The sequence below is a fragment of the Hydrogenophaga sp. NFH-34 genome (assembly GCF_021401345.1).
Taxonomy (GTDB): Bacteria; Pseudomonadota; Gammaproteobacteria; order Burkholderiales; family Burkholderiaceae_C; genus Hydrogenophaga; species Hydrogenophaga electricum.
In genome coordinates, this window is the sequence record NZ_JACBGE010000029.1 from 1 (window position 1) to 18,654 (window position 18,654).

14 protein-coding genes are annotated in these 18,654 nt (G+C 69.0%); 8 read left to right on the plus strand and 6 right to left on the minus strand.

What is annotated here, in order from left to right; all coding sequences use genetic code 11:
• Positions 1–110: 110 nt before the first annotated feature.
• The 6 genes from L0977_RS21880 to glgB all read right to left on the minus strand — a co-directional run bounded on the left by L0977_RS21880 (position 111) and on the right by glgB (position 11,273).
• Positions 111–2,603, minus strand: coding sequence for a glycogen/starch/alpha-glucan phosphorylase (locus L0977_RS21880; protein WP_234267021.1), 2,493 nt, complete (start codon positions 2,601–2,603; stop codon positions 111–113).
• 43 nt (positions 2,604–2,646) lie between these two features.
• Positions 2,647–4,197: a glycogen synthase GlgA gene (gene glgA / locus L0977_RS21885; protein ID WP_326491100.1), complete on the minus strand. Its 1,551-nt coding sequence runs from the start codon at positions 4,195–4,197 to the stop codon at positions 2,647–2,649.
• 121 nt (positions 4,198–4,318) lie between these two features.
• On the minus strand, positions 4,319–5,581 hold the full coding sequence (gene glgC, locus L0977_RS21890; RefSeq protein ID WP_234267024.1) for a glucose-1-phosphate adenylyltransferase: 1,263 nt from the start codon (positions 5,579–5,581) through the stop codon (positions 4,319–4,321).
• Positions 5,582–5,634: 53 nt separating this feature from the next.
• On the minus strand, positions 5,635–7,149 hold the full coding sequence (gene malQ / locus L0977_RS21895) for a 4-alpha-glucanotransferase (protein ID WP_234267026.1): 1,515 nt from the start codon (positions 7,147–7,149) through the stop codon (positions 5,635–5,637).
• Positions 7,146–9,362 carry a glycogen debranching protein GlgX gene (gene glgX / locus L0977_RS21900; protein WP_234267028.1) on the minus strand — a complete coding sequence of 739 codons (2,217 nt, stop codon included), beginning with the start codon at positions 9,360–9,362 and terminating at the stop codon, positions 7,146–7,148. Before glgX ends, malQ begins: the two co-directional genes overlap by 4 nt.
• 30 nt (positions 9,363–9,392) lie before the next feature.
• The gene (gene glgB / locus L0977_RS21905; RefSeq protein ID WP_234267030.1) at positions 9,393–11,273 is read right to left on the minus strand and encodes a 1,4-alpha-glucan branching protein GlgB; all 1,881 of its coding nucleotides are present in this window, start codon (positions 11,271–11,273) and stop codon (positions 9,393–9,395) included.
• Between the two features lie 96 nt (positions 11,274–11,369).
• Between glgB and L0977_RS21910 the strand changes: the two genes are divergently transcribed.
• From L0977_RS21910 to rutD, 8 genes are all read left to right on the plus strand, one after another.
• The gene (locus L0977_RS21910; protein ID WP_234267031.1) at positions 11,370–12,311 is read left to right on the plus strand and encodes a cation diffusion facilitator family transporter; all 942 of its coding nucleotides are present in this window, start codon (positions 11,370–11,372) and stop codon (positions 12,309–12,311) included.
• 7 nt (positions 12,312–12,318) lie between these two features.
• The gene (gene dtd, locus L0977_RS21915) at positions 12,319–12,762 is read left to right on the plus strand and encodes a D-aminoacyl-tRNA deacylase (RefSeq protein ID WP_234267032.1); all 444 of its coding nucleotides are present in this window, start codon (positions 12,319–12,321) and stop codon (positions 12,760–12,762) included.
• Positions 12,763–12,963: 201 nt separating this feature from the next.
• Entirely contained in the window at positions 12,964–13,665 is a 702-nt protein-coding gene (locus L0977_RS21920; RefSeq protein ID WP_234267033.1) for a hypothetical protein, read from the plus strand.
• Positions 13,662–15,059: an XVIPCD domain-containing protein gene (locus L0977_RS21925; RefSeq protein ID WP_234267034.1), complete on the plus strand. Its 1,398-nt coding sequence runs from the start codon at positions 13,662–13,664 to the stop codon at positions 15,057–15,059. The genes L0977_RS21920 and L0977_RS21925 overlap by 4 nt, the downstream gene beginning before the upstream one ends.
• A 368-nt stretch (positions 15,060–15,427) precedes the next feature.
• A complete protein-coding gene (gene rutA, locus L0977_RS21930; RefSeq protein ID WP_234267035.1) occupies positions 15,428–16,546 on the plus strand; it encodes a pyrimidine utilization protein A in 1,119 nt (372 codons plus the stop codon).
• A gap of 11 nt (positions 16,547–16,557) precedes the next feature.
• Positions 16,558–17,307 carry a pyrimidine utilization protein B gene (rutB, locus tag L0977_RS21935; RefSeq protein ID WP_234267036.1) on the plus strand — a complete coding sequence of 250 codons (750 nt, stop codon included), beginning with the start codon at positions 16,558–16,560 and terminating at the stop codon, positions 17,305–17,307.
• 46 nt (positions 17,308–17,353) lie between these two features.
• The gene (gene rutC / locus L0977_RS21940) at positions 17,354–17,746 is read left to right on the plus strand and encodes a pyrimidine utilization protein C (protein ID WP_234267037.1); all 393 of its coding nucleotides are present in this window, start codon (positions 17,354–17,356) and stop codon (positions 17,744–17,746) included.
• Positions 17,747–17,751: 5 nt separating this feature from the next.
• Positions 17,752–18,552 (plus strand): pyrimidine utilization protein D, encoded by an 801-nt coding sequence (gene rutD, locus L0977_RS21945; protein ID WP_234267038.1) that lies wholly within the window; start codon positions 17,752–17,754, stop codon positions 18,550–18,552.
• The last annotated feature ends 102 nt before the right edge of the window (positions 18,553–18,654 follow it).

The window sequence follows — 18,654 nt, forward strand, 5'->3', positions numbered from 1 at the left end:
CGCCTTGGTCGCTTGCATGCGCAAGCTGCTGACCACGCTCAATGCCATGGTCCGAACTGGCAAACCTTGGGACAAATCGCTTCACAGCGCTTGACTTCCAAGACGGTTACTCAGTCGGTGGTGAACAGCGGCTGGATGTTCCAGATCTGCTCGGCGTATTCACCGATCGTGCGGTCCGATGAGAACGTCCCCATGCCGGCCACATTCAGGATGGCCTTGCGCGTCCATTCGGCCGGCTGGCGGTACAACTCGTCGACCTTGAGCTGGGTCGCCACATAGTCGGTGTAGTCGGCCAGCAGCAGGTAGTAGTCGGACTCCAGCAGCGTGCGCGTGATGTCGTGGAAACGGCCTGGCTCCTCGGGGCTGAAAGCGCCTTCGGCGATGCGGTCGATCGCGGTTTTCAGGTCGTAGTTGTGTTCGTAGTAGCGGCGCGGGTTGTAGCCGCTGGCGCGCAGGGCCGCCACCTGCTCGGTGCGGTTGCCGAAGATGAAGATGTTGTCCAGCCCCACGTTTTCGGCTATCTCGATGTTGGCGCCGTCCCAGGTGCCGATGGTCAGCGCCCCGTTGAGCGCGAACTTCATGTTGCCGGTGCCCGAGGCCTCGGTGCCGGCGGTGGAAATCTGCTCCGACAGGTCGGCCGCCGGCATGATGACTTCGGCCAGCGACACGCGGTAGTTGGGGATGAACACCACCTTGAGCTTGTCGCCGATGCGCTTGTCGTTGTTGACGGTGCGCGCCACGTCGTTGATGAGCTTGATGACCAGCTTGGCCATGTAGTAGGCCGATGCCGCCTTGCCACCGAAAATCACGGTGCGTGGCACCCAGTTGGCGTTGGGGTGGGCCAGGATCTGCTGGTAGCGCGTGACCACGTGCAGCACGTTGAGCAACTGGCGCTTGTATTCGTGCATGCGCTTGACCTGCACGTCGAACAGGCTGTCGGGGCTTACCACCACGCCGGTTTCGCGCGCGATGCGTTCGGCCAGACGCTTCTTGTTCTGCAGCTTGGCCAGGCGGAAGGCGTTGTTGAATTCGGGGTCGGCGGCCAGGTCACCGAGTTGCGCCAACTGGTCGAGATGGCGGCGCCAGCCGGTGCCGATGCGGCTGTCGATCAGCGCCGACAGCGAGGGGTTGGCCTGCGAGAGCCAGCGGCGCGGGGTGATGCCGTTGGTCTTGTTGCAAAAGCGCTCGGGCCAGATGCGCGCGAAGTCGGCAAAGATGGTTTCCACCATCAGGTTGCTGTGCAGTGCCGACACGCCGTTGACCTGGTGGCTGGCCAGCACCGACAGATAGGCCATGCGCACGCGGCGCTGGCCACGCTCGTCGATCAGGGAGACGCGGCGCAGCAGGTCGTTTTCACCCGGGAAGCGGTCGTGCACCTCGGCCAGGAAGGCCGCGTTGAGGTCGTAGATGATGCGCAGGTGGCGCGGCAGCAGCCGGCCCATCAGGTCCACCGGCCAGGTTTCCAGCGCCTCGCTCATCAGCGTGTGGTTGGTGTAGCTGAAGATCTTCTGGCACAGGCCCCAGGCGGTGTCCCAGTCGACGTGGTGTTCGTCCACCAGCAGGCGCATGAGTTCGGGCACGGCCAGCGCGGGGTGGGTGTCGTTGAGGTGGATGGCGACCTTGTCGGCCAGGTTCTCGAAACTGCCGTGGCGCTTGAGGTAGCGGCGCAGGATGTCCTGCAGCGAGGCGCTGACGAAGAAATATTCCTGGCGCAGGCGCAGTTCCTTGCCGTGTTCGGTGCTGTCGTCGGGGTAGAGCACGCGCGAGACGTTTTCCGACTGGTTCTTGGCCTCGACGGCGCGCATGTAGTCGCCTTTGTTGAAGGCGTCGAGGTTGATGCCGCCGGAGGCGCGCGCGGTCCACAGGCGCAGCGTGGTCACGCTGGTGAGTTCGTGGCCGGGAATGCCGGTGTCGTACGCGGTGGCGATCACGTCGTCGGTGTCGGCCCAGCGCACCTGGTCGCCGTCCTGCGCGAGGCGGCCGCCGAAGCGCACGGTGTAGCTGAATTCGGGCCGCATGAATTCGCCCGGGTTGCCGCTGACGAGCCAGTAGTCGGGCTCTTCGACCTGGCGGCCGTCCTGGATGCGCTGGGCGAACATGCCGTAGTCGTAGCGGATGCCGTAGCCCATGCCGGGCAGGCCCAGCGTGGCCAGCGAATCGAGGAAACACGCGGCCAGGCGACCGAGGCCGCCATTGCCCAGGCCGGCATCGGATTCCATGTCGATCAGGGCGTCGAAGTCGGCACCGAGCTGGGTGCAGGCGGTGCGCGCGGCGTCGTAGATGCCGGCGGCCAGCAGGGCGTTGGTCAGCGCCCGGCCGGTGAGGAATTCCATCGAGAGGTAGTACACGCGTTTGGCGTCCGCGTCCTGCGCGGCGGCCAGGCTCTGGCGCCAGCGGTCCATGCAGCGGTCGCGCACGGCGTGGAACAGCGCGAACATCCAGTCCCGTTTGGTGGCCGACCGCAGGTCCTTGCCGACGGCGTAGACCAGCCGGTTGGCGATGGATTTGCGCAGCGCCTCGACGCTGTTTTCCAGGTGGTCGTATTCAAAAGGGGCGGTGGGCGCAGCGGCGATGGTCTCGGGGGCGGTGTTCGTTGGGGACATGGTGGGATGTACAAAAGAACGGCTCGGGGCGGATGCCTGCTGTTTAAGCAGAAGCCGTGCCATGGCCCGCTTCGGCCATCGCCTGGGCATAGACCTGGCGATAGGCGGTCGCGGCGCGGGCCCAGTCGAAACGCAGAGACATGGCGTGGCGCTGCACGGCCCGCCAGTCGGCGGGGCGGTGGTGCAGAGCGAAGGCGCGGCGGATGGCCTGGCGCAGGTCGTGTTCGTTCAGGCCCTGGAAGACGAAGCCGCTGGCGCTGCCGTCGTGCAGGTTTTCCAGGGCGCAGTCGGTCACGGTGTCGGCCAGGCCGCCGACCGCCCGCACCAGCGGCAGGGTGCCGTAGCGCAGGCCGTAGAGCTGGGTCAGGCCGCAGGGCTCGAAGCGCGAGGGCAGCAGGATCACATCGGCGCCCGCGATCACGCGGTGCGACAGCGCCTCGTCGTAGCCGACATGCACCGCGACCCGGCCGGGGTGGCGCTGGCTGGCGTGACGCAGCGCCTGCTCGATCTGCGCGTCCCCGGTGCCCAGCACCACCAGTTGGCCGCCCCGGGCGACCAGATCGTCGACCACGCCGGGCAGCAGGTGCAGGCCCTTCTGCTCGGTCAGCCGGCTGACCACGGCAAACAGCAGGGCGTCCGGCTTGGGGCGCAGCTTCATCTGCTTTTGCAGCAGGGTCTTGGCCTGGGCCTTGCCGTCCAGGTGTTCGGCGTCGAAGCCCGGTTGCACCAGCGGATCGGCGGCGGGGTTCCAGACCGCGTCGTCGACGCCGTTGAGGATGCCGTGCAGCCGGTGGCGCCGTTCGCGCAGCACACCGTCGAGCCCGCAGCCCTGTTCTTCACCGGTGATCTCGCGCGCGTAGGTCGGGCTCACGGTGGTGATGGCGTCGCTGAATTGCAGACCCGCTTTCATGAAGGACAGGTGGCCATGGAACTCCAGGCCCTGCATGCGGAACAGGTGATCGGGCAGGCCGAGGCGGTGCCGGGCCTCGCCCGCGAACACCCCCTGGTAGGCGAGGTTGTGGATCGTGAAGACGGTGGCCGGGCGCGGCAGGCCCGGTGCGCGCAGCGCCTGCAGGTAGGCGAAGGCCAGGCCGGTGTGCCAGTCGTGTCCGTGCACCACATCGGGTTGCCAGGCTGGCTGGCCGTTGGCGGCCGGGGTCGGCAGGGCACCGATGCCCAGCAGCGCCGCGGCCCAGCCCAGCCAGGCAAAGCGCTCGGCGCTGTTGGCCCAAGGGCGCCCTTCCGGGTCCAGGTAGGGATTGCCAGGCTGTTCGTACAGGCCGGGAGCGTGCAGCAGCCACACCGGCAGGCGGCTGCCCGTGATGCGGCCGGCGCGCAGCGTGGGCGGCGGACCGCCGGCCGTGAGCGGGTCCGGGCCCACACCGGCGGGCAGGCCGGCCATACCGGCCGTGGGCAGCGGGATCACCGGGCCTTCGGGCTTGACGCCGGCGGCGATGGCGGGACAGGCGGGCAGCAGCAGGCGCACGTCCTGCTTCTGGGCGCGCAGCGCCGGCGGCAGCGCCGCGCTGACGTCGGCCAGCCCGCCGGTTTTGAGCAGCGGAAAGATCTCGGCGCAGACGTAAAGGACTTTCAGGGGCATGGGGCAGCGGTAAAACGGAGAAGCCAATAGCCAGCTCGCGCCACAGAACCGGCTTCGCCGGGCTGCAGGCGAAGCCCCCCTGGCAGGGGGGTGACACCGGAGGCGGCGCGGGGGGTCATGCCAATTTTTCCAGCATTTCGCGCGTGACCAGCACCACGCCGCCGGGGGTGCGGAAGAAGCGCCGGGCATCGGCCTCGGCGTCGAAGCCGATGGCCATGCCTGGCGGGATGGCGCAGCCGTTGTCGACCACCACCTTGCGCAGCTTGCTGCCTCGGCCGACGTCGACCTCGGGCAGCAGCACGGCTTCATCGACCTCGGCGTAGGAGTGGATGCGCACCTTGGAGAACAGCACCGAACGGCGCACCGATCCGCCCGAGATGATGCAGCCGCCCGAGACCAGCGAATCCACCGCCATGCCGCGGCGGCCGTCGTCGTCAAAAACGAACTTGGCCGGCGGCAGCTGTTCCTGGTAGGTCCAGATCGGCCACTCGCGGTCGTACATGTCGAGTTCGGGCAGCGGGTCGGTGAGGTCGATGTTGGCGGCCCAGTAGGCGTCGACCGTGCCCACGTCGCGCCAGTAGGCGGGCGCTTCGGGGGCACTCTTGACGCAGGACAGGCCGAACGGGTGGGCCACGGCCTGCCCTTCGGCGACCATGGCCGGAATCACGTCCTTGCCGAAGTCGCGGCTCGATCCCGGCCGGGCGGCGTCCGTTTCGAGCGCGGCAAACAGGTGCTGCGCGTCGAAGACGTAGATGCCCATGCTGGCCAGCGCTACCTCGGGCTTGCCGGGCATGGGGGCGGGCTGGGCCGGCTTTTCGGTGAAGCTGACGATGCGGCGCTGTTCGTCGATGGCCATGACGCCGAAGGCACTGGCCTCGGCGATCGGCACTTCGATGCAGGCCACCGTGCACTGTTTGCCCTGGGCCACGTGGTCGGCGATCAGGCTGGCGTAGTCCATCTTGTAGATGTGGTCACCGGCCAGGATGAGGATGTATTCGGGGTTGTGGGCGCGCAGGATGTCCAGGTTCTGGAAGATGGCGTCGGCCGTGCCGGCGTACCAGCTCTGTTCGTCGATGCGTTGCTGCGCGGGCAGCAGGTCGATGAACTCGTTGAACTCGTTGCGCAGAAAGCTCCAGCCGCGCTGCAGGTGGCGCAGCAGGCTGTGCGACTTGTACTGCGTGAGCACCCCGATGCGGCGCACGCCGGAGTTCAGGCAGTTGGAGAGGGCGAAGTCGATGATGCGGAACTTGCCCCCGAAATACACCGCCGGTTTGGTGCGGCGGTCGGTCAGGGCGTGCAGGCGCGATCCGCGCCCGCCGGCCAGCACCAGCGCGATGGTGCGGCGGGCCAGGTACTGGGGGGAAGTGGTCTTGTCCATGCTTGTCTCCGGGATGGTCGGGTGTCTTCGGGTCTTCTGTGTGTCAGCCGGGGTCAGCGCCCCGGCGGCAATCGGCCGTGGGCGCGGGTCATGGCCAGCAGGCGCTCGGCGGGGATGTGGTCGACCTGGCTCCAGTCGAAGCGCCACTCCCAGCAGCCACTGGCCAGCCCGGGGGTGTTCATGCGGTGGCGGCTGTCCAGGCCGAGCACGTCCTGGAACGGCACGATGGCGGTGTTGGCCACCGATTGCGAAACGCTGTGGATCAGCGTCCAGTGCGGTTCCTGGTCCATGCAGCGGCCGGCGTAGGCGCGCGCGGCAGCCTTTTCGCCCATGGCGGCGCTGCGCCACCAGCCCACGCTGGTGTCGTTGTCGTGCGTGCCGGTGTAGGCCACGGTGCCGCGTTCGTAGTTGTGCGGCAGGTAGGGGTTGGCCGGGTCGCCGCCGAAGGCGAAGTGCAGGATGCGCATGCCCGGGAAGCCGCAGCCCGCGCGCAGCGCGTCCACTTCGGGGGTGATCAGCCCGAGGTCTTCGGCAATCACGGACAGGCTGCCCAGTTCGTCCTGCACGGCGTCGAAGAAGGCCTGGCCGGGGCCGCGCTGCCAGCGGCCGGCGATGGCGGTCGGCTCGGTGGCGGGGATTTCCCAGTGCGCTTCGAAGCCGCGGAAGTGGTCGAGGCGCACCACGTCGACCTGCCGGAAGGTGTGCGCCAGGCGGTCCTTCCACCAGCGATAGCCGTCGTGGGCCATGGCATCCCAGTCGTACAGCGGGTTGCCCCAGCGCTGGCCGGTGGGGCTGAAGTAGTCGGGCGGCACGCCCGCGACGACAAAGGGGTCACCGCGTTCGTCGAGCAGGAACTGGTTGGCATGTGCCCAGACGTCGGCGCTGTGGTGGGCCACGAAGATGGGCGCGTCGCCGATGATCTGCACGCCGCGTTCGCTGGCGTAGCGGCGCAGCGCCTGCCACTGCACCCAGAAGCGCCACTGCACGAAGCGCCAGAAGCCGAGGTCGGCGTCGGCCTGGTCGCGCACAGCCTGCAGGGCGTCGGCCTCGCGCCGGGCCAGCGGCTGGGGCCAGGTGGTCCAGGGACCGCCGTGGCGCGCGTCCAGCACCATGAACAGGGCGTAGTCGTCCAGCCAGTGGGCGTGCGCCGCGGCAAAGGTGGCGAAATCCTCGCGATCGGCCGCGCTCGCGCGCTGGCCGAAGCCTTTCCAGGCCTGGCGCAGGCTGGCCATGCGCCAGGGCCGCACGCGGCCGAAGTCGCAGCGCTGGTGGTCAAAGCCCTGGTGCGGCATCCAGGGCAGCCAGCCTTTGTGCACCAGGTCGTCCAGGTCGACCATCAGCGGGCTGCCGGCGAACGCGGACACGCTCTGGTAGGGCGAGTTGCCAGGGCCGGCGGGCGACAGCGGCAGCACCTGCCAGGCCGATTGCCCGGCGGCGACCAGCCAGTCGACGAAATGGCGGGCTGCAGGGCCCAGGTCGCCGCAGCCGTTCGGACCGGGCAGGCTGGTGATGTGCAGCAGCACGCCGCTGCTGCGGCGGGCGAGGAGGCTGTCGGCTGGAATGCTCATGGGGCTGGCGGTGTGGGGGCAGGCCCGGACCCATGCAAGCCTTGGACCAGCAGGTGCAGGCCGGGGGCGTGCAGGATCAGTTGGCCCTCGGCCAGCGGGGCTTCGTCCAAGCTGACCCGGGCGGCCGCGCTGTCGAGAACGTGCTGCCAGGGGCCGCTGGGCAGGGTCAGCGAGACCGGGCCGTCGCCGGGGTGCCAGACCAGCAGCAGGCGCTCGGTGGGCGCTTCGCCGTGTTCGCCGACGCAGATCACGGCGGTGAGGGTGCGGTGTTCCGTGCTGTTCCAGGCCGCGCTGGAGGGCGGCTGACCGTCCACGTCGTGCCAGGCGATGTCGGGCGGCTGGCCGGGGGCGGGCGGGCGTCCGGTGAAGCGCTGCGTGTGGCGCAGGCCCGGGTGTCGCCGGCGCAGGGCGGCCAGCCCGCCCGTGAACACGGCCAGTTCGGTGTCGGCCCGTGTCCAGTCCAGCCAGGTGAGGGGGTTGTCCTGGCAATAGGCGTTGTTGTTGCCCTGCTGGCTGTGGCCGATCTCGTCGCCGGCCAGCAGTTGCGGGGTGCCCTGCGCGCACAGCAGGGTGGCCAGCAGCGCCCGCCGCCACTGGCCCCGGCGGGCCTGCACGTGCGGGTCGTCGCTGGGGCCTTCGACACCGGCGTTGGCGCTCAGGTTGTGGCTGTGGCCGTCGCGGTTGTCTTCGCCGTTGGCGTGGTTGTGCTTGTGGGCGTAGGCGGTCAGGTCGGCCAGGGTGAAGCCGTCGTGGGCGGTCAGAAAGTTGACGCTGGCCAACGGCGAGCGGGGGCCGGCGGCGAAACGGTCGGCGCTGGCGCACTGGCGCGTGGCCAGTTCGCTGCGGCTGCCCGGATGGCCGAGCCAGAAGGCGCGCACCTGATCGCGGAACGCGTCGTTCCACTCCAGCCAGCCGGGGGGGAAGCCGCCGGTGCGGTGCCCGCCCGGGCCGATGTCCCAGGGTTCGGCGATGAGCCGCACGTGGCGCAGCGAAGGGTCCTGCGCCATCGCCGAAAGCAGCGGATGGTGGGGGTTGAAGCCGTGGTCGAGCACGCCATCGCGCGCCAGCGTGGTGGCGAGGTCGAAGCGGAAACCGTCCACCCCGTAGGCTTGCACCCACCAGCGCAGGCTGTCCAGCACCCATTGCAGCACGCGCGGCCGGCTGCTCGCCAGGCTGTTGCCGGTGCCGGTGAAGTTGTGCGGCACGCCGCCGGGCGCCATGGCGTACCAGTCGGTCTGGCCCAGGCCGCGCCAGCTCAGCGTGGGGCCGTCGAGATCGCTCTCGCAGGTGTGGTTGAACACCACATCGAGCACCACCTCGATGCCGGCACGGTGCAGGGCGTCCACGGCCTGGCGGTATTCGGCGCGCACCGCCGCCGCCTGGGCGGCGGTGGCCGGGTCGTGGCCGCCGGTGGCCGCCGCGTAAGACGGCTCGGGCGCGAAGGCATTGAGCGTGTTGTAGCCCCAGTGGTTGACCAGACCGCGCGCCAGCAGATGCCGTTCGCTGATGTGCTGGTGCACCGGCAGCAGGCACACGGTGGTGACGCCCAGGCGCTGCAGGTGGTCGATGACGGCGGGATGCGCGAGGGCGGCGTAGGTGCCTCGCTGGTGTTCGGGCACGCCGGGGTGCTGGCGGGTGAGGGCCTTCACATGCGCTTCGTAGACCAGCACGCGCCCGGCGGGCACCGGCGGCGCGGGGGCGATGGCGCGGCCTGCGGCCAGTTCGGCGGCCACGTTGATCACCACGCAGCGCGGCATGCGGGCGGCGTTGTCGTTGGGGTCGGGCTGGTGCGCCTGCCAGGCACACGACGGGGTCAGCGGGTCGGCGCAGCGGTGGCCGGTTTCCAGGGCCAGGCGGGTGGTGTCGCCCGTCAGTGCCAGCGCCCAGGGATCGAGCAGGAGCCGGGCCGGGTTGAAGCGGTGGCCCGCCTCGGGCTGCCAGGGGCCGTCGGCGCGCAGGCCGTAGCGTTCGCCCGGGCCGACGCCGGGCACGAAGGCGCGCCAGGCGCCGTCGCCATCGGGCGCAAGCGCCACGCGGCGTTCTCCCGTGGGGTGGGCGTCGGTGCCGAACAGGCACACCGCCAGCCCGCTGGCGTGGGGGGCCCAGACCGAAAACACCGTGCCGTCCTGCCCCGCCAGCCGGCCGGGGTGGGCACCGAAGGCGGGGCCTGCGTGCGGGGGCATCGGGTCGGGCAACACGGTGTGGTGGGTCATGTCAGCGATCCATGGCGCAGGGGCCGGGTTTCATTGCGGCCGCAGCCAGATCACCCCGAGCGGGGGCAGGGTCAGCGGGGCGGACCAGGCTTGCCCGTGCAGGGCCTGGGGTTCGGCCTGCAGGCTGCCGCCGTTGCCGACGTTGCCGCCCCCGTAGTGGGCCGAATCGGTGTTCAGGCACTCCAGCCAGTGGCCCTCGTGCGGCAGACCGATCCGGTAGCCTTCGCGCACCACGGGGGTGAGGTTGGCGATCACCACGGTGCTGTCCTCCAGCCGGTGACCCCAGCGCACGAAGGCCAGTACGGCCTGGTCGGCATCGTCCACCACCAGCCACTGGAAGCTGTGCGGGTCGGTGTCGCGCGCGTGCAGGGCGGGGCGTTCGCGGTAGAGCCGGTTGAGGTCGCGCACCAGGGCCTGCACGCCCGCGTGGGCCGGGTCGCCCAGCAGGTGCCAGGGCAGTTCGGTGTCGTGGTTCCATTCGGTGGGCTGGGCCAGTTCGGCGCCCATGAACAGCAGTTTCTTGCCCGGGTGGGCGTACATCCAGGCGTAGAGCGCTCGCAGGTTGGCGCGCTGCTGCCAGGGGTCGCCGGCCATCTTGCCCAGCAGCGAACCCTTGCCGTGCACCACCTCGTCGTGCGAGAGCGGCAGCACGTAGTCTTCGCTCCAAGCGTACATCATGGAAAAGGTCATGCGCTGGTGGTGCCAGCGGCGGTGCACTGGGTCTTCGGCGAAGTAGGCCAGGGTGTCGTGCATCCAGCCCATGTTCCACTTGTGGTCGAAGCCCAGCCCGCCGTCGGCCACGGCGCCGGTCACGCGCGGGAAGGCGGTGGATTCTTCGGCGATGGTGACCGCCTGTGGCGCCTCGCGCTGCAGCACTTCGTGCACCTCGCGCAGGAAGGCGATGGCTTCGTAGTTCTCGCGCCCGCCGTCCTTGTTGGGCACCCATTCGCCGGCGGGGCGGCTGTAGTCGCGGTAGAGCATGGAGGCCACCGCGTCCACACGCAGGCCGTCGATGCCGTACTGCTCGATCCAGAACAGCGCATTGCCCACCAGGTAGTTGCGCACCTCGTGCCGGCCCCAGTTGTAGATGAGGGTGTTCCAGTCGCGGTGGAAACCCTCGCGCGGGTCGGCGTGTTCGTACAGGGCGGTGCCGTCGAAGCGCGCCAGCGCGTGTTCGTCGGCGGGGAAGTGCGCGGGCACCCAGTCGAGGATGATTTTCAGGCCGGCGGCGTGCGCCGCGTCGACAAAGCGCCGGAAGCCGTCCGGGCGGCCGTAGCGGGCCGTGGGCGCGTACAGGCCGGTCGGCTGGTAGCCCCAGGAGCCATAGAACGGGTGTTCGCTGACCGGCAGCAGTTCGAGGTGGGTGAAGCCCAGTCCGGCGGCGTAGGGCACGAGTTCGCGCGCCAGATCGTCCCAGGTGGGCAGGGTGTGCGGTCCGCCGGGCCGGCGCCAGGAACCCACGTGCACTTCGTAGATGGCCATGGGTGCCCGGTCGGTCGGCGCTGGCACCCCCGTGGCCGGCGTCGGGCGCAGCGGCTCGCACACGCGGGCGGCGTTGCCGGGTGGCAGTTCGGTTTCGCGCGCGCAGGGGTCGGTCTTGTGGCGCCAGACGCCGTCGGCACCTTCGACCGCGAACTTGTACCAGTGGCCCACCGCGGCGCCGGGCACGAAGACCTCCCACACGCCGCACCCGGGGAGCAGGGCCAGGGGCTGCGCCTGCCAGCCGTTGAAATCGCCCAGCAGCAGCACCTGCCGCGCGTTCGGGGCCCAGACGGCGAAGGCCACGCCGTCGCAACCGTCGAGCGTGACCGGGTGCGCACCGAGTTTCTGCCAGGGCCGCAGGTGCTTGCCTTCGGCCAGCAGCCAGGCGTCGGTGTCGCCGATCCAGCGCACGGAGAGAGGTGGGGTCATGGCGGCGGGGCGTTGGGGTGAATAACCATGGTGCTGTGCAACATCATTCTGTCACCGTTCAGGTGCGCTTCAGGGGCGGTGGCCGACAATGCGGCCATGTCTGCTTCCGCATCCCTGCCCCTGCAAGCCTTCATGACCCCGCGGCGCCTGTTGCAGGCATCGGTGGCGGTGGCCCTGATCACCATCGCGCTGAAAACGGCCGCCTGGCTCGTGACCGGTTCGGTCGGCCTGCTGTCCGACGCGATGGAGTCGCTGGTGAACCTCGCCAGCGCGGTGTTCGGCCTGGTGATGGTGACCATCGCCGCCCGCCCCGCCGACGCCGACCACCCCTATGGTCACCACAAGGCCGAGTACTTTTCGTCTGGCTTCGAGGGGGTGCTCATCATCGCCGCGGCGCTCGGCATCTTCTGGGCCGCGGCGCTCCGGCTGTGGAACCCGCAGCCGCTGGAACAGGTTGGCTGGGGGCTGGCTCTGTCGGTGGCGTCGTCGGCGCTCAACGGCCTGCTGGCGTGGACCATGTTCCGCGCGGCGCGGGTGCACCGTTCCATCGCGTTGGAGGCCGATGCCCGCCACCTGACCACCGATGTCTGGACTTCGGCCGGCGTGGTGGTCGGCATTGCCCTGGTGCACCTGACCGGCTGGCTCTGGCTCGACCCGGTGGTGGCCATGGGGGTGGCGGCCAACATCCTCAAGGAAGGCTTTCACCTCATCTGGCGCTCGTCGCAGGGGCTGATGGACGAAGCGGTCGAGCCCGAGGTGCAGGCCACGATCGAACAGACCCTGGCCGGCTTTGCCGTGCAGCGCCAGGGGGTCGACATCGTGCGCTTCGACCACGTGGTCACACGCCGCGCCGGCCAGCGGCGTTTTGTCGACCTGCACATGCACATGCCCGCCAGTTGGTCCCTCGGCCGCGCAGCGGCCGTGCGGGCCGACGTGGAGCAGGCACTGATGAGCGCGGTGCCGGGCCTGCGGGCGAGCATCCAGTTGCTGCCCTCCGACGTGGAGGCCCGCTTTTTTGACGAAAACGACCTGAAATGACAACGCCATGATCGCCTTGTTGCAGCGTGTGGGCGAGGCCCGTGTGGACATCGCCGGCGAGACCGTGGGGCGCATCGGGCCGGGCCTGCTGGTGCTGCTGTGTGCGGAGCCGACCGATACCGAGGCGGTGGGCAGCCGCCTGCTGGCCAAGGTGCTGAAGCTGCGTGTCTTCGCCGACGAGCAGGGCAAGATGAACCGCAGCGTGCAGGACGTGGGCGGCGGGCTGCTGATCGTCAGCCAGTTCACGCTGGCGGCGGACACCCGCAGCGGCACGCGACCGGGCTTCAGCGGCGCGGCAGCGCCCGCGCTGGGCGAGGCGCTCTATGACCGCTTCGTGGCCGAGGCACGCGCCGCGCACCCTGTCGTCGCCACGGGCCGTTTCGGTGCCGACATGCAGGTGCACCTGGTCAACGACGGGCCGGTCACCATTCCGCTGCGGATGACGGCCTGAGCCGTCGCGGCTTTCTTAGACACACGTCTCCGCATGAACAAAGAGGCCTCCTGCGGCGCTGGCCGGCATGCGTGACTGTGGCGCGTGCGGTGTCAAAGGCTGCCGCCCTATGGTCGAGCGCTCCCATCCTTCGCAATCTGGGTGTAGCTGGCATCTGGCCAGCGGCTAAACTGCGGCGCAACAAGATTCAAGGAGGTGTGTGTGCATGAAGTCCCGGTCATGGTCCGGAGCCGCGCGTGGCGGCTGCTGGGCACCCTGTGTCTGTGGGGGGCGCTGATGGCCTGCCAACCCACCCATTCCGCCGGCCCCGCGCCCGGCACCGCCAGCGCCTCCGGCGCGGCCAAGAACGACAAGTCGGCACAGGAACACCTCTGGCGGGTCAACCCGTCGCCCCAGGAGGGCTTCGAGGTGGTGTTCGAGCTGCACGATGCGCCCGGGCCATTCGCCGACTTCGGCGGATATGCGCACTACCAGTCCTTCAACTGCAACTTCGTGACCAGCGAATGGGCCGGCACGCGCAGCCAGCCCACCAAATCGATCCCCCTCACAGCGGAGCAGATCGATGACACCCACTACCGTGCCACGTTCTACCGCGACGGCCTGATCGACGAGGACTACTACGGCAAAGGGGTTTGCCACTGGGACCTGATCGGTGTGACGGCGGGGTTCAAGGCTACTGGATCTGAGGAGGACACTGCCTACGCCTTCGAACTGGCCAAAGGTGCCTGGCAGGACGGCGGGAAGGACAAGCAGTATTACTGGAAAGGTCGCTATCCCAGAGTGAAGCGCGTTGCGCCGGACATTCCTGCGGGCGCATACGGTGTGCGCAAGCTTGATCAGCTACGCCCTGGCTTTCGAGAAAACGTGTTCTCCATCACCGCAGATGTGACAGCTAAACCATGAGCATTACCAGTCAAGAGTATGCCAATCTGGCTGACGACGCGTACAAAAATCATCCCATTGGCGTATTCACCCCGAATAACGCCCCTCCAGTAACCGTTGGCGGCATCCAGTACCACATCCGCGCCCATGTCGACAACCCCAAGACCGGCTACCAAGGCACGGTCTACCAGCGGGTGGACACCGGCGAGATGGTCGTCGCCCACCGGGGCACCGAGTTTGACCGCGAGGCGTTCAAAGACGGCGTTCTCGCCGATGCCGGTATGGTGTTGGGCCGAGCGAACCTGCAAGCCAATGACGCCGTGGGGCTGGCCCGAAAGGCCCTGGAACAGATGAAAGACGATGAGGCCAACGGCTTCCAGTCCGGCCCGGTCACGGTCACCGGCCACTCCCTCGGGGGCACGCTGGCCCAGGTCAGTGCGCACCACTTCGGCCTCCACGGCGAAACCTTCAACGCCTACGGCGCGGCCAGCCTCAACCGCCGCATTCCCGAAGGCGGTGACTCGCTGGTCAACCACGTCATGGCCGGTGATGTCGTCAGCGCCGCCAGCCCCCACTTCGGCCAGGTGCGCGTCCATGCGCGGCCCCAGGAGATCGAAACCCTGGGCAGCAACGGCTACGACAACCGCACACACTGGAGCGATCCGCTGCGGGGCTACACCCCGCTCAACATCGTCACCGGCACCACGCCGCCCCGCACGATCGGCGCAGCCATCGCCCTGGGCGGCAGCCACAGCATGCACCACTTCACCGACCTGGACGCCCAGGGACGGCCCGACCGCTCGGTGCTGGGCGATGCGCAAGCCCAGACGCTGGCGCAGCAGCAAGCGGTGCAGATCGGCGAATACCGCCAGGACGTGCGGCGCATGCGCGGCGTGCTGACCGCCGTCTCGCGCGGGCTGGACGGCAACGTCCGCGATGCGATCGACACCATCCGCGGCCCGCTGCCACCCGGCGCCCCCGCGCAGCAGGAGCGCCCGCAGGCGGCGCTGGAGCCGGCGACCTCCACGCCCGCGCACATGCCTGCGCACATGCCTGCGCATTTGCCCGAGCCGGCCCAACGCCTGGTGGGCGACACCCGGATGCAGGTGCAGCGCCTGGCGCAACAGCATGGTCTGCCCTGGGACCAGGGCATGGAGAACACCGTGTTCGCGCTGGCCAGCCGGGCGCAGGACGCGGGGCTCTCCCGGGTCACCCATCTGCACGCCGGCGATGGCCATATCCGCATGGCCGAATACGACGGCCTGACCCTCAAAGAAGCGCAGGCCGACGCGCGCGTGGCCGCGAACACGCCGGTGGCGCAATCCCTGCAGCGCCTGGCCCAGTCGCCCGAGCAGCAGCTGGATACCGCACCCAGCCACCAAGCCCCGGCCCTCGGCGCAATGGCGCGGGCCTGAACGCCGCCGTCACCGCTTTGGAGGAGCCCGGTGCAGACTGGGTGGACCCTTGACGTTGCCGTGATCGGGGGGGGCATGGGGGGACGGAACATCTGGCTTCAACCCCCTTCATGAGCCTCGTGCAACCGGCGCACGCCGGTCTGCACCGTGTGCGAACGGTCGCGCACCCATGTTGGGTTCGGTCGGCCGTTTTTTGCATCATTTTGGACCATTTGGTCAAAAAACTTCTGAATATGGTTTGTAGCTTGTTGATTTAAAAAGATTTATTGGATTGGCACGGTGCCTGCTAAAGAAGCGCAGACCGGCCGTTCTTGTGTTTTGTCATGGGCACCAGCCGGGTTCTTGTGTTTCATCCCCGAAAGGTCCTTATGAACGTCGGCGTCTTCATTCCCATTGGCAACAACGGCTGGCTGATCTCGGAAAACGCCCCGCAGTACAAGCCCTCGTTCGAGCTGAACAAGCAGATCACGCTGGAGGCCGAGCGCTATGGCATGGACTTCGCGCTGTCCATGATCAAGCTGCGCGGGTTCGGCGGCAAAACCGAGTTCTGGGACTACAACCTGGAATCTTTCACGCTGATGGCCGGCCTGGCCGCCGCGACGTCGAAGATCAAGCTGTTCGCCACCGCCCCCTCGCTGCTGTTGCCGCCGGCCATGGTGGCGCGCATGGCTGCCACCATCGACTCCATTTCGGGGGGCCGCTTCGGCGTCAACCTGGTGACGGGCTGGCAGCGCCCGGAGTATTCGCAGATGGGCATGTGGCCCGGCGACGAATTCTTCTCCACCCGCTACGCCTACCTGTCCGAATACATCCAGGTGCTGCGCGACCTCTGGGAGACGGGCCACTCCGACTTCAAGGGCGATCACTTCCAGATGGACGACTGCCGTCTGGCGCCGCAGCCGCAGGCACCGATGAAGGTGATCTGCGCCGGCCAGAGCGACGCCGGCATGGCGTTCTCGGCCCGGTACGCCGACTACAACTTCTGCTTCGGCAAGGGCGTGAACACGCCCACCGCCTTCAAGCCTGCGGCCGACAAGCTGATCGAGGCGGTGGCCAAGACCGGCCGCGAGGTCACGTCCTACGTGCTGATGATGGTGATCGCCGACGAGACGGACGAAGCCGCCTTCGCCAAGTGGGAACACTACAAGGCCGGTGCCGATACCGAGGCCATCGCCTGGATGGCGCAGCAGGGCGCGGCCGACACCAAGTCGGGCGGCGACACCAACGTGCGCCAGATGACCGACCCGACCTCGCCGTCGGCGGTCAACATCAACATGGGCACGCTGGTGGGCTCCTACGCCAGCGTGGCGCGCATGCTCGACGAGATGGCCGACGTGCCGGGCACCGAAGGTGTGCTGCTCACGTTCGACGACTTCGTGGCCGGTGTGCGCGCCTTCGGCGAACAGATCCAGCCGCTGATGAAGAGCCGCGCGCATGTCGACAGCCCGGTGCCATCGCGCGTGGCGGCCGAGGCCATGGCCGCCTGAGGAGTGCCCCGATGAGCACCGCCAAGACCAACCAGACCCTGACTTCCAGCACGCCGGTGGGCATCGCACCGGCGCCGGGCGCGCCCGCCTGGGTGCTGCCCTCACGGCCGGAGCCGCTGCTGCTGCAGCCCACCAACACCGCGCTGGTCGTGGTCGACATGCAGAACGCCTACGCCACGCTGGGCGGCTATGTGGACACGGCCGGCTTCGACATCTCGGGCGCCCAGGGCACCATCGCCGGCATCGCGCGCTGCGTCGAGGCGGCGCGCCGTGCCGGGGTGCTGGTGGTGTTCCTGCAGAACGGCTGGGATGCGCAGTACGTCGAGGCCGGCGGCCCCGGCTCGCCCAACTGGTACAAGTCCAACGCGCTCAAGACCATGCGCGCCCAGCCCGAACTGGCCGGCCGCTTTCTGGCCAAGGGCGGCTGGGACTACGAACTGGTCGACGCGCTGCAGCCCGGCCCGCAGGACATCGTGGTGCCCAAGCCGCGCTACAGCGGCTTCTTCAACAGCGCGCTGGACAGCACGCTGCGCGCGCGCGGCATCCGCAACCTGGTGTTCACCGGCATCGCCACCAATGTGTGCGTCGAATCGACCCTGCGCGACGCTTTCCACCTGGAGTATTTCGCCGTGATGCTGGCCGACGCCACGCACCAGCTGGGATCGGCCGAGATCCAGGCCAGCACGGTCTACAACGTCGAAACCTTCTTCGGCTGGGTCTCCAGCATCGACGCGTTCTGCACCACGCTGGCTGCCGGCTGAGCCGCGCTACCCACCCGTTTCCCTTTTCTGCCTTCAGGAGTTTTTCATGCCTCAGACCGCCATCATTCCGCCGGGCACCGGTGTGCCCATCGCCCCCTTCGTGCCGGGCACCCTGGCCGACGGTGTGGTCTATGTGTCGGGCACGCTGCCCTTCGACAAGGACAACAACGTCGTCCACGTCGGTGACGCGGCGGCGCAGACGCGCCACGTGCTGACCACGATCCAGGGCGTGATCGCCGCCGCGGGCGGCACCATGGCCGACGTGACGATGAACCACATCTTCATCACCGACTGGGCGAACTACGCGGCCATCAACGCCGTGTATGCCGAGTTCTTCCCCGGCAGCAAGCCGGCGCGTTTCTGCATCCAGTGCGGCCTGGTCAAGCCCGACGCGCTGGTCGAGATCGCGACCATCGCGCACGTCGGCGCCAAGGGCTGAGGGCGATGGCGCTGCTCGTCCACGACGTGGCCGGCCCGGCCGACGGGCCGACCGTGCTGCTGTCTTCGGGGTTGGGCGGGGCGGCCGCGTTCTGGCGCCCCCAGCTCGACGCGCTGCTCGCAGCGGGCTGGCGCGTGATCACCTACGACCAGCGCGGCACCGGGCGCAGCGGGGGCGTGCTGCCCACGCCCTACCGCATCGCCGACATGGCGAACGACGTGCGGGAACTGCTGGACGCCACCGGCACCGCCGCCTGCCATCTCATTGGCCACGCCCTCGGGGGGCTGGTGGGGCTGCAGCTCGCGCTGGATGCCCCCGGGCGCGTGGCCAGCCTGGGGCTGGTCAACGCCTGGTCGCAGCCCAACCCGCATTCGGCGCGCTGCTTCGATGCCCGGCTGGCCCTGCTGGCGGCGGGCGGCGCGCGCGCCTACTGCGAGGCCCAGCCGATCTTTCTCTACCCCGCCACCTGGTGCGCGGCGAATCCGCAGCGTGTGCAGGACGAGGTCGATCACGCGGTCGCGCATTTTCCGGGCGAGGCGATCATGCGCCAGCGCATCGCTGCGTTGCGCGCCTTCGACGTCGATGCCCGCCTGGGCGAGATCGGCGTGCCGGTCTGGGTCAGTGCGGCGCAGGACGATGCGCTCGTGCCCTGGACCTGCTCGCAGCACCTGGCCGATTGCCTGCCCCGGGCCACGCTGCACACCCTCGCGCACGGGGGGCATGCACACAGCGTGACGCAGGCCGACGCTTTCAACACCGCCCTGCTGGCCTTTCTGGCGCAGCAGGCGCCAGGCGTTTGCGCATGAGCCCCCGCCCGGCCGCTCCGAAGGGGGCTCGCACCGCAGCGCATCAGCGCGAAGGTACGCCAATAACCCCCCGACCGATCGTTCCAAAGGGGGCTCGCACCG

Coding starts and splice junctions, on each gene's coding strand:
- rutB (WP_234267036.1), top strand. CDS start 16,558: ATGAGCACCGCCAAGACCAACCAGACCCTGACTTCCAGCACGCCGGTG.
- rutA (WP_234267035.1), top strand. CDS start 15,428: ATGAACGTCGGCGTCTTCATTCCCATTGGCAACAACGGCTGGCTGATC.
- dtd (WP_234267032.1), top strand. CDS start 12,319: ATGATCGCCTTGTTGCAGCGTGTGGGCGAGGCCCGTGTGGACATCGCC.
- malQ (WP_234267026.1), bottom strand. CDS start 7,149: ATGAGCATTCCAGCCGACAGCCTCCTCGCCCGCCGCAGCAGCGGCGTG.
- glgB (WP_234267030.1), bottom strand. CDS start 11,273: ATGACCCCACCTCTCTCCGTGCGCTGGATCGGCGACACCGACGCCTGG.
- rutC (WP_234267037.1), top strand. CDS start 17,354: ATGCCTCAGACCGCCATCATTCCGCCGGGCACCGGTGTGCCCATCGCC.
- L0977_RS21910 (WP_234267031.1), top strand. CDS start 11,370: ATGTCTGCTTCCGCATCCCTGCCCCTGCAAGCCTTCATGACCCCGCGG.
- glgX (WP_234267028.1), bottom strand. CDS start 9,362: ATGACCCACCACACCGTGTTGCCCGACCCGATGCCCCCGCACGCAGGC.
- rutD (WP_234267038.1), top strand. CDS start 17,752: ATGGCGCTGCTCGTCCACGACGTGGCCGGCCCGGCCGACGGGCCGACC.
- L0977_RS21925 (WP_234267034.1), top strand. CDS start 13,662: ATGAGCATTACCAGTCAAGAGTATGCCAATCTGGCTGACGACGCGTAC.
- L0977_RS21880 (WP_234267021.1), bottom strand. CDS start 2,603: ATGTCCCCAACGAACACCGCCCCCGAGACCATCGCCGCTGCGCCCACC.
- glgC (WP_234267024.1), bottom strand. CDS start 5,581: ATGGACAAGACCACTTCCCCCCAGTACCTGGCCCGCCGCACCATCGCG.